Below are 11,155 nucleotides of genomic sequence, written 5' to 3'. Positions count from 1 at the left end.
TGCCGCTTCCAGACGGCGCGCCACCTGATGTTTAACGTTGTATGGGCAGTACACAAGAAGGAAGCCGCCGCCGCCAGCACCTAAAAGCTTTCCGCCGAGGGCGCCCGCTTTTTTCGCCTCGTCATAGAGCATATCAATCTGCGGATTTGTGATCTTGCTGCTCATCCGCTTCTTGCTCTCCCAGCCGTAATCCAGGAGGCGGCCAAAATTGTGGAGATTTCCCTTTAAAAGTTCGTCCTTCATCGCATAGGAAAGCGCCTTTACCTCGCACATCGCCTGAAATGCGTCCGGTTTCTTATAGTTGCTTACCTGATCCTTGATAATATTCGCGGATACATGGATATTGCCCGTGTAGCATAACAACAGGTTATACTGCAGCTCATTGATAATATCGCGGCGGATGCGAAGCGGGTTTACCACGACGTTGTTGCGTCCGTGAAATTCAATAAAGTTAAAGCCGCCAAAGGTCGCCGCATACTGATCCTGATAACCGCCTGAAATCCCCAGATCGATCCGCTCCACGCCGTAAGCCAGATCCGCCATCGCATAATTATCCAGCGTAATTCCTTTCCAGCGCGCCATCGCGGTCAGAAGACTTACCATGACGGTCGAGGAGGTTCCAAGTCCCGAACCAGCCGGAGCATCACACTGTAAATAAACCTCGCATCCCTGCTTGATATCCATCGCCCGCAGCGCTGCCGTGACAAGATCCAGCCGTCCATCGCAGACGTAATTTTCCTTCGCATTGTACTTGACTGTCATATCAAAATCCAGGGAATGAACCGTGATCTGGTCATCATCCCTCGGAATGATCGAACAATATGCATATTTATTGATAGTACTTCCGATAATGGCACCGCCCTGTTCTACACAGAATGGTTCTACATCCGTACCGCCGCCGCCAAAGCTCACGCGCAGCGGCGCTCTTCCTCTGATTACCATGTAATGTCTCCTTTTCTTACGTCCTCCTGAAACCGGAAATAATCCTCCGGCACACCGATATCAATAAAATAGCCGCCATTTACGATGCCGCCGAGACGTCTTCCCTCCTGCATCCACCTGGGGATGCACTCATTTTCCAGCGAAACTTTTCCCTCCGGAATCTCATCCAGAAGCACCCGCTTCATCAGGTACACANNNGCTTCATCAGGTACACACCGCCGTTGATCGTGCCAGCGCCGGTATTGCCGTTTTTCTCATTAAAAGCGGTCAGCAGCCCGTCGGTCAGGCGCGCCGCCCCATAACGGGAAATATCCGGCACACCGCGCAGAACCAGCGCCATCTCCAGATTTTTTTCCTGCTGGATCCGGCTCAAATCACCGAAATCCATCTGATAAAATGTATCGCCATTCAGGACAAAAAACTGCTCGTCCGTCACATATTTCCCGGCATTCTTGATCGCGCCCGCCGTGCCGAGCAGCTCTTCCTCATACGCATACCGCGCCCGGATGCCAAACCGCGATCCGTCTCCAAAATATTCTTCCACCATGCCGCCCTTATAACCGACGGCAAAAATAATATCATCAATTCCGCTTTTTTTCAGCCCCTGAAGCACATACTCCAGAAACGGCTTACCTTCAACCAGCGCCATCGGTTTCGGACGATCGCTTACCACACTGCGAAGCCTCGTCCCCAGTCCGCCAGCCAGAATGATTGCCTGCATACTGTACTTCCTTTCTGTCTGTTGTTTCCAACTCAATTTTTACTGTTTTTATACTGAAAGATACAATTTTTACTTTTGTCAATCTGTCAACCGCTATTAAGTCCAGTTTAACTTATATATCTTACCACATTTCCCTAGTGATTTCCACTAGATAGGGCGCTTTTATGCTGCTCCAACTCCTGTTACTGTTCACACATGTGTGCCAAGTAACGAGAGCTTGTCGATGCTTCGCATTCCAAATCGGCATGATTCGACAGATTTTTTTATTTGGCAGACACTCTGTTCCGTGCTACAATCTTAGTTATAAATTGGGATTTGGAGGAAATGCATATGGCACGTGATATGACAAAAGGAAATATAACCGGACACCTGATTGCCTACGCGGTTCCGCTTGTTTTTGGAAATTTATTTCAGCAGCTCTACCATACGGTCGATTCGGTGGTTGTCGGACAATTTTACGGAAAAGAAGCATTGGCGGCGGTCGGCGCGGCAGGTCCGATCATGAATATCCTGACTTTTCTGATTGTGGGACTGTCACTCGGCGCATCGATTTTGATGGCAAGCTACTTTGGAGCAAAAGATTACCAGCATTTGAAAGATGAATTTGCGACCTCTGTACTCTCCGGACTGCTTTTGACCATCGTGCTCTCCGGAATCTCACTGGCCGGAAGCCGCCTGTTTATCCGCCTGACGCAGACGCCGGAAGAGATATCGGCGCAGGCATCCTTGTATTTGCAGATTATCTCGCTGGGTCTTATTTTTACCTTTTTTTACAATATTTTCTCCGCCGCCCTGCGCGCGATCGGAGATTCCAGAGCGCCGCTCTATGTCCTGATCCTGACGACCATTGTCAATGTATTTCTGGATGTATTCCTGGTTGGCATCTGCCGCCTCGGTGTTCCCGGTGCGGCAATCGCTACAATCATCTCGCAGGCAGTCTCTGCGCTCGCCCTCTTTGTCTATATCTGGTCGAAAGTGCCACTCTTACGGCTCGGCATCCGGGATCTGAAACTGAAAACCTCGATGCTCAAAAAAACGATCGATTTCAGCTCCATTTCCGCCGTCCAGCAGACGATTCTCTACGTCGGCCGCCTGCTCGTCCAGTCCGGCGTCAATGCGCTCGGTGTCGATGCAGTTGCCGCTTTTAATGCCGTCTCCATCATCGACAGCTACGTGCTCGCCCCGGGCGACAGCCTCGCGGCATCTATCACGACGTTCTCCGCACAGAACCTCGGCGCGAAAGAGTATGACCGGATTCCGAAAGGGCTTCGGAAAATGCTGGTGATTGCAGAAATTTATATTATTTTGACAGCGGTGGTCGTGCTGTTCTGCCGTCACCCGCTGCTCGGCATTTTCTTGAAACCGAATGAAACGGAGGCGCTGCGTCAGGGCATGTCCTATCTGGTGCCGATGGCTAGTTTTTACTTCATCAGTGGTATCACCAATACCTTTCAGGGATATTACCGGGGAATCGGGCACCTGATGATCACCCTGTTCGCGACTCTGGTGCAGATTCCGATCCGCGTTGTGATCAGTTATGCGCTGTTTGGACGGCTAGGAATTCAGGCTGTAGCGATTGGTACGACGATTGGATGGGCTTGTATGGTGGTATTTGAGCTTTTGATGTATCGGAGGTATGGACGGGTGGAAGCGCTGCGGAAGAACGATCGGTAATATAGAGTGCTCTACCCGGTAGTACAGAAAAGAGCCTGCAGCATACCGGCGTAGCTGACTCTTTCCTTCCTTAGATAACTTTAAATTATCCTTACGCAAGAAAACGATCAGAAGCACATTCCCCCTGATCGTTTTCTTTTATATATAATTTTCTATCTTTTACTATTTTTTATTCAAAATCTTCCTTAATCACATCCCAAGCCGCATCGATACTGAAATGCTCGCGGATATAAACCTGCGTTTTCTCTGCCAGGTCTTCCAGGCGTTTTTCGTCTTTGTAGAGCTCTACGACTGTCTCGGCAAATTCGTCCGGCTGATCCTTGACGAGGAGAACTTTTTCTACATCCGGGATTCCCTCGCTGCCGACGGAGGTGGTGACGATGGGGGCACCGTTATAGATGGCTTCTACCACCTTGCCCTTAACACCTGCGCCGTAGCGGAGCGGTACCACTACAATCCGGCAGTTCCGGTACAGGTCTGCCAGTTCTTCTTCACTTACAAAACCTTTGACGATGATGCCGTTTCCAGGCTGTTCCAGCGCTTTGATCTCGACGGTTACTTTGGAACCTACAATGTAGAAGTTGACCTTGATCTGTTCCCGGATCTTCGGGAATACATCTTTCGCGAACCAGAGCACCGCGTCTGCGTTCGGCGGATGCGCAAAGCCGCCGACAAACAGGAGTCCTTCCCGTTTGGCGAAGTCTTTGTTCAGATTCTGTAAAAACTCCTCATAGACATATGCCGTGATCGCCTTGACCGGAATCGTCTCATCAACGGCGTGGATCGCCTCTTCTTCGACGTAGGACGGATAATAAGACACCGCCACTTTGTGGAAGAGTGAAAACTCGATCGATTTCCAATATTCGGATTCCTGACGCTTCTTCACATCGCCGGTCAGCTCATACTCGCGGAACTCACGCATAAAATGAAGGTCGTGACCGTAATAAATCATCTTGATATCCGTGTGTTCTTTGATAAAATCCACATATTTTGTCGCGATATGCGGACGGTTCAGATATGCCACGTGGATATCTTTTCCATTTTTCACCAGCCAGTCCCAGATACCGGTCAGGTATTCCTGTCCGTAGAGGACCTCGATTCCCATCTGCTGCAGCGTAGACGTATACGGTTCCTCATGGAGGTAATTATCTCCGATAAATTTAACAACATATCCCTTTTTCAGGAACATTTTCAGGTACTGGAACGTTGTCTTGGAACCAGCGTCTTTGTCAAAGGTCGGCACATAGTGATCGATCACGACAATGATCTTTTTGCCCATGCTGCGCTCGCGTGCGCGGAATGGATTCGGATTGCCGTTGTTGACACACTGGTTCTTAAACTCTTCTTTCCATTTTTCTTTGAGCTTCTCGCTGTTTTCCACCTGATACCGTTTCAGACCGGTTCCGTTGACATCCGTTCCGTTGGAAATGCCTTCGAAATGGATGACCTTGGATTTTGGCTGGTAAACGACGCGGTAGCCCGCTTTCCGCACCTCAAATGCCAGATCCGAATCTTCGCAGTACGCCGGGGCAAACCGCTCGTCGAAACCGCCGATCTGCTTCCAGAGTGCGGTGGATAAAAGGATCGCTGCGCCGGAAATATAGTCTACATCCTTGACGTAGTTATATTCTGCCTTGTCCGGATCGTCGAGGCGGCCGTAATTCCAGCCGGAACCATCGCTCCAGATGATGCCGCCTGCCTCCTGTAAACGTCCATCCGGATATACCAGCTTAGACCCTACCATACCGATGGTGGAGTCAGATTCAATGAGATTTACCAGGGAGCTTAGCCAGCCTTCTGTTACCTGGGTATCGTTGTTTAAAAACATCACGTATTTGCCGCGCGCCGCCTTCGCCGCCTGGTTGCAGTTGCGCAAGAAGCCCTGGTTCGTCTGGTTACGGCAGATTACCAGGTTATCGGCAAACTCCGCCAGATGCTCGGTGGCATCGGTCGAAACATCATCCGCGATGATAACCTCGTAGCTCACGTCCTTCGTATGCTCCAGAATCGACTGCAGGCATAGATAAGTATAGTGAATCTGGTTGTATACCGGAATTACGATGGAAACCGTCGGATTTTCTTCCTTCGGAAGGTGGATTTTTCCGTAGGTCAGATACTCCTCACCGATCTCAAAATCACCTTTGATAAGGTTCTTTCCTTCCCCGGTCGTGTACATTTTCATCATTTTGCCCGGATGGAGAATCGTCCGTTTCCAGTAGCCGAGCTTCTTGCGGCGTACCGTGCCCTTTGGATAGCACCGGTTAAATGCCTGTCCAAGCTTGCGGCGCACCTTGAAAATGACCGCCTCATGACCATTTAAGTAGGTCAGCGTCTTGCCAAGCTCTGCATTTTCATGGCGCAGATCAGAAATGATAACGTCCAGATTCGCCACGTGGTTATTCGTCAGGCGCTGTACCTCCTGCACTTTGCGGAGTGCCGTATCTTTTTCCGAATTTTCTGCCCGGAGCGCATCCAGACGTTCGTTTGCCCTTGCAAGTTCTCCGTCCACATGGGAAAGATCGGCTAATGTCTTCGTCTTTACCATGTAATCTTCCTGGTAGGTGCGCTGGTTTTCCCCGTGCACGTACTCCTGGAAGCCGCGTTCCATCGCCTCGTAAAGCGAAAGCAGCTTCTCATCCGCTTTCACATACTCCGGGAACTGTCCGATAAATTCCCGCTCGGCCTGACCGCCCAACAGACTCTTATAACGGCGGTAGAAATAAACCAGTGTCCTGTATTTCACAAAGCCAGCCGGAACCGGGAATAAGAAGACCCACTCATAGTCGATCGCATAGGTTCCGTCCGCCGTCACCAGCATATTTTCAAAAAGGGCGTCAATGTTGGAGGCGCTGTAGCTCTCGTCCGCAAGAACTGCCCCTAAAGAAGCCCATCCGCCGCCATTTTCTGTCTCTTTATCCCGATAGGAATCCAGCTCGCCCAGCGCATTAAATACCTTGATAAATTCCGATGTCACCGCAAATGGTTTGCGTTCCTCCGGGCGGATGTTGTAGATCTCATCCATCGCAGCCCGGATCGCGGAAACCTCCGCATCCGCGCCCTGGGCAGTCAGAATTTCTCCCAGAAGTTCCGCCCGCGTTTTTCCCTCTAAATACGGAAAAACCGCTGTCATCCCCTCGTCCTGAAGCTCCGGTTTTGCCAGTTTCAGGGACGGATTCTGACGGTCAAGCACCTGATATTTTTCTTCGAAGGACTGGATGTGCGCCTTTCCCTCCGGATAGAGCGCCGTCTTCCAGACCTCGCGGGTTCCATTCTTTTCACGGATCTCTGTCCGGATCTGGAAGCAGTCTTCGCGGGTGCGATTGTATTTCACATAGATAACGTCCTGTGAAGCATTCTCAGCTTCCGGCGCAGCCTGTCTCTGCCAAAAAACTAGAAATGCATTCGCAAATTCCGGGAACCGTCCGTCCTCGCAGGCTGCATCGAGCGCCGCCCCCATATCCATCAGCATATACTGCGGACAGTCATAGACCGGTAACACACCGGTCAGATCGCCTTTTTTCGGCAGATAGGCATCTGAAAAAATCTCTCCCGCCGTCCGGTAATCCGGCATCGGATAGTAAAATTCCCCGCCCGGAAGCAGCTGCTTCATTTCGTTCCAGGAAAGTGCACCTTTCTCCCGCTCTGCGCCTGCCATGTATTTCACGCCAAACCAGTTGGACGCCGCCGCAATCAAGGTTCCATGAGCAGAAAGAAGCTGTTTTGCGGCTGTCATCTGCGCCGCGCGTCCAGCCCTATCTGCCGCCGTCAAATCCCCGATCAGCACTACATATCCATATGTCCCGCCGCACTTTTCCGTTTCCCTCGCATACGTCTCCACATCCGCACAGACATAGCGGATCTTCGCCGCCAGCTCCGGCTCTGTCTTGAAACGACGGCGTACTACCTCCAGATTTTCTTCGGAAACATCCAGCACCGTTACCGATGATAGACGTCTGGCAAGCAGCCCTGTCAGCGCGCCCGCGTCCGCCCCGATCTGCAGCGCCTGCTGTTCCGGGTCAAATTGGTACCAGTCCAACAGGTTTTCCCGCAGATCTGCCAGTGCGTACAGATAGGAAAGCTTCTTATTTTCCCGCAGCGCCCGGCGCCGGTCACTGCCGTATTTATCAAACAGAGCGATCAGCTCCTGATTGATTTTTTTCATCATTAATCTCCTTTTATCATGCCTGCAGATCTTCCTGTGCCGCCTCATCCGCACTAAGCGACTCCGCCTGCTTCGCCGCCTCCCCGGCTGGCGATAACCTGACTGCTACATCCGGCTCCATGTCGTAGACACCGACCGTATTCTTATTGGAAATAACGGTAATATTGGCCACATCGTAGAGACGGTGGTACACCACGTGCTCGCCGCCCTCAAATCCGGTACAGCTCATGGACAGCAGGTATTCGCCGCCCTGCAGGGTCATCTTCTGCGTAAACGCGACATCGTAAATATCGCCCTCCTTGACCGGATGGACATCCGTTCCCTCAAACAGGGTGTTCGTGCCGGTCAGATCGGTTCCCTTCTTATCCTTGATCGTATAAGTAAAGATCGGTGCCTGAATCGGTGCATTGAAACGGATGCGCTCGCGGATGGTAAACTCTTCGCCTTTTAAGAGCAGGTTAGTAATATTGCCGCGCGCGTCCACCAGTCCCAAATCGAAGATCTGCGCCCTGCCGTCGCCGTACTCCTCGCGGTTTGCGTTGATCGTCAGCTTGTCGCGCATCAAGCCCGGCTTTTTCTCCGTTTCTCCGTTCAAACCAGCCGGATTTCCGGTGCCGTCCGATGCTGAACCAACTCCATTTTCTGCGGTGCCATCCACTGCCCCGGAGCCGTTTACATCTCCGGCATCGTTATTTCCAGCCTCATTTCCAGATGCACCATTCTCCGCACTTCCGGCTCCTGATTTCTCCGCTTTTACTACCTTGTCCCCGGAAAAATCGTTCATCACTTCCAGCTCGGCGCGCAGCGCGTCCATCTGTCCTGCCAGAATCTTTTTGTAGAGATCGACCATCTTGCCCGCCGAACCCTGTGCGATAAATTCTCCCTTATTGAGCAGCACTACCTTATCGCAGTATTTGATGATACTTCCCATATCGTGGGTTACCATGATGATCGTCGTGCCGTTTTTGCGGATCTCCTCCATGCGGCGGTAGCACTTGGACTGGAAAAAGACATCCCCGACCGAGAGCGCCTCATCAACGATCAGGATCTCCGGCTCGACGTTGATCGCAAGCGCAAATGCCAGACGCACGAACATACCGCTCGAGTACGTCTTGACCGGCTGATAGACGAAATCGCCAATCTCGGCAAAATCGAGAATCTCCGGCAGCTTTGCATCCATCTCTTTTTTGGTATATCCCATCATCGTACCGTTCATATAGATATTTTCGATACCGGTGTAGTCCTGGTTAAATCCGGCTCCCAGCTCCAGCAGCGCCGAAATTTTGCCGCGCACCGTCACCTCGCCGGTCGTCGGCGTGAGAACGCCGGTAATGATCTTAAGGATCGTCGATTTACCCGAACCATTCGTACCGATGATGCCGACCGTCTGACCTTTTTCAACCGTAAAGGAAAGATCGCTCAACGCGTAGAAATCCTTGTGGTATTCTTTATGGCTGACGCTCAGCGATTCTTTCAGCCGGTCGATCGGTTTATCATACAGCCTGTATATCTTGGTCACATTTTTCACTTCGACCGCGTACTTCTCTGCGTTCTCCGCCTCTTGTGCCCCTGTGTTTGTTGTATTTTCAGCAGACATATATCTTTTTCGTTCCTCCTGTTCCACTATTCTCGTAGTATAGCATGTTTTCTATGTTTCTTGCAATTCCTGTACGCAGAAAAACACACCTCTTTCTATGTACTCACGAAAAACATTCGTATTTTTTTGTGAAATGTTTTGTATTTTCTTGACAATATCCAGATGCTATGCAAGAATCATGGCAAAGGAGGATGATTTTATGGATTTTTTAACAATGACAATTCGAAAACAAAAAAACATTGCACTCATCGCACACGACAATAAAAAACGCGAACTCATCGACTGGTGCGAGGCGAACAAAGAGATCCTCAAAAAACATTTCTTATGCGGAACCGGCACAACCGCCCGCATGATTACGGAATATACCGGGCTTCCGGTCAAGGGCTATAACAGCGGTCCTCTGGGCGGCGACCAGCAGATCGGTGCAAAAGTCGTCGAGGGACAGGTTGATTTTATCATCTTCTTCTCCGATCCCCTGACCGCCCAGCCGCACGATCCGGATGTCAAGGCGCTTCTTCGAATCGCCCAGGTTTACGATATCCCGATCGCCAACAATAAAGCGACTGCCGATTTTATGATTACCTCGCCGCTGATGGATGAGGAGTATGAGCATGACATCATCAACTTCCACCAGAATATTAAAGAGCGGGCCAAGACGCTGTAAAAAACATATTCTCCCTTGTATTTATTCTCATTCTTCGGTACAATGGTCGTTACCGTTTATGAGAATACATACAAGGGAGATTTTTTATGTTACAGAAATTTTTTAAATACATTTTCCAAAGCATGGCGGGCATGCTGGGAATTTCCGTCTACATCCTCGCAGACACCTATTTTATCTCGGTCTACTCCGGTGCAGATGGTCTGGCGGTTTTAAACCTGATTTTACCGGTTTACGGGCTGATCTATGCGATTGGAGCCATGATCGGGATCGGATCGGCAACCCGTTATGCAATCGACCGCGCGCGGGGCAAAAGCGCCAGCTTCTATTTTCTCTCCGCCGTAACCTGGGATATTCTCATCAGCATTCCGCTGATGCTGGCAGGCATTTTCATCCCGGATAAAATCTTGCAGCTTCTCGGCGCAGACGCGGGGCTGACCGCGCTCGGAAAGCAGTATCTCCGCATTATTCTGGCTGCCTCGCCGTTTTTTATGTCCAACTACGCGTTCACGGCGTTTGCGCGCAATGACAGCGCTCCGGCGATCGCGATGCTCGGCTCCATCGCCGGAAGTATGTTCAACATCGTGTTTGACTACGTCTTCATGTTTCCGGCAGGTCTGGGACTGACCGGCGCGGCGCTGGCGACAGCATTCTGCCCGCTAGTGACGATGATCATCTGCAGCACGCACTACCTGGGAAAACACAATCAGGTCGGATTCCATTTCCGCGCTCCATCCCTGCTCCACCTGATCGCCTGCTGCCAGCTCGGCGTATCCGCCTTTGTCGGCGAAATATCCTCCGCCGTGATCGCGATCGTCTTTAATTTCCTGCTTCTGGGGCTCGCCGGAAATGTCGGTGTCGCCGCTTACGGCGTCACTGCCAATCTCTCCGTCGTTGCCATGTGCCTGTTCAACGGACTCGCGCAGGGCACGCAGCCGCTTATCAGTGAGAGCTACGGAAAAGGCGATCACACGCAAAGCCGCCAGTTCCTGACCTGGGGCGTCATCGCCTGCCTGATCGTGGAAGCGCTCATTCTGGTGCTGACCTGGAGCATGACCGATCCACTGATCCAGATCTTCAACCAGGAGCAGAACGCCGAACTTCTGCATTACGCCCACAGCGGGCTCCGGCTTTATTTCCTGGGCTTTCTCTTTGCTGGCATCAACATCCTGCTGGTTGCCTATTTTTCCGCCGTCGCGCAGCCAAAACCAGCCATCGCCGGTTCTCTGCTGCGCGGGACCGTCGCTATCATCCCCTGCGCTGTCACACTGGCGCGCCTGTTTGGGCTGAACGGTGTCTGGCTGTCTTTCCTGGCATCGGAAATGATCACTTTCTTCGCTATTTTGCTGCTGGCAAGGCTGGAACATACTTCCAAAGAATCGCATAATTTTAAAAAAA

At 51.2% G+C, this 11,155-nt stretch carries 8 protein-coding genes; 3 read left to right on the top strand and 5 right to left on the bottom strand.

Translation table 11 applies throughout. The annotated features are described in order from the left end of the window. The 3 genes from QVO97_RS09315 to QVO97_RS09310 all read right to left on the bottom strand — a co-directional run. A partial coding sequence (locus QVO97_RS09315) for a GHMP family kinase ATP-binding protein (protein WP_288189534.1) occupies positions 1–942 on the bottom strand: 942 nt, incomplete at its 3' end. Beyond that, a complete protein-coding gene (locus QVO97_RS12785; protein WP_022360060.1) occupies positions 936–1,127 on the bottom strand; it encodes a nucleoside-diphosphate-sugar pyrophosphorylase in 192 nt (63 codons plus the stop codon). The genes QVO97_RS09315 and QVO97_RS12785, both read right to left, overlap by 7 nt. After that, the gene (locus QVO97_RS09310) at positions 1,127–1,663 is read right to left on the bottom strand and encodes a sugar phosphate nucleotidyltransferase (RefSeq protein WP_022360059.1); all 537 of its coding nucleotides are present in this window, start codon (positions 1,661–1,663) and stop codon (positions 1,127–1,129) included. Before QVO97_RS09310 ends, QVO97_RS12785 begins: the two co-directional genes overlap by 1 nt. Before the next feature lie 330 nt (positions 1,664–1,993). Here QVO97_RS09310 and QVO97_RS09305 point away from each other — a divergent pair, with 330 nt between their 5' ends. Then, positions 1,994–3,337, top strand: coding sequence for an MATE family efflux transporter (locus QVO97_RS09305; RefSeq protein WP_022360058.1), 1,344 nt, complete (start codon positions 1,994–1,996; stop codon positions 3,335–3,337). A 169-nt stretch (positions 3,338–3,506) separates the two neighbouring features. Here the strand turns inward: QVO97_RS09305 and QVO97_RS09300 are convergent, their stop codons facing one another. Then, a complete protein-coding gene (locus QVO97_RS09300; protein ID WP_022360057.1) occupies positions 3,507–7,499 on the bottom strand; it encodes a glycosyltransferase in 3,993 nt (1,330 codons plus the stop codon). 16 nt (positions 7,500–7,515) lie between these two features. Next, a complete protein-coding gene (locus QVO97_RS09295; RefSeq protein WP_022360056.1) occupies positions 7,516–9,096 on the bottom strand; it encodes an ABC transporter ATP-binding protein in 1,581 nt (526 codons plus the stop codon). A gap of 199 nt (positions 9,097–9,295) precedes the next feature. Between QVO97_RS09295 and QVO97_RS09290 the strand changes: the two genes are divergently transcribed. After that, positions 9,296–9,760, top strand: a complete 465-nt coding sequence (locus QVO97_RS09290) for a methylglyoxal synthase (RefSeq protein WP_022360055.1) — start codon at positions 9,296–9,298, stop codon at positions 9,758–9,760. Between the two features lie 86 nt (positions 9,761–9,846). Further along, the coding region (locus QVO97_RS09285) for an MATE family efflux transporter (RefSeq protein ID WP_288189532.1) at positions 9,847–11,155 on the top strand (1,309 nt) is incomplete at its 3' end.

This window comes from Clostridium sp. CAG:43, assembly GCF_000434655.1.
GTDB classification, from domain to species: Bacteria; Bacillota; Clostridia; order Lachnospirales; family Lachnospiraceae; genus Otoolea; species Otoolea fessa.
Note: the sequence above shows the minus strand (reverse complement) of the source record. Positions and strands in the feature narration are given on the sequence as shown.

What these genes read in the sequence shown, in the direction of transcription:
- QVO97_RS09295 (WP_022360056.1), bottom strand. Translation starts at nt 9,096, where the DNA reads ATGTCTGCTGAAAATACAACAAACACAGGGGCACAAGAGGCGGAGAAC.
- QVO97_RS12785 (WP_022360060.1), bottom strand. Translation starts at nt 1,127, where the DNA reads ATGAAGCGGGTGCTTCTGGATGAGATTCCGGAGGGAAAAGTTTCGCTG.
- QVO97_RS09300 (WP_022360057.1), bottom strand. Translation starts at nt 7,499, where the DNA reads ATGAAAAAAATCAATCAGGAGCTGATCGCTCTGTTTGATAAATACGGC.
- QVO97_RS09290 (WP_022360055.1), top strand. Translation starts at nt 9,296, where the DNA reads ATGGATTTTTTAACAATGACAATTCGAAAACAAAAAAACATTGCACTC.
- QVO97_RS09305 (WP_022360058.1), top strand. Translation starts at nt 1,994, where the DNA reads ATGGCACGTGATATGACAAAAGGAAATATAACCGGACACCTGATTGCC.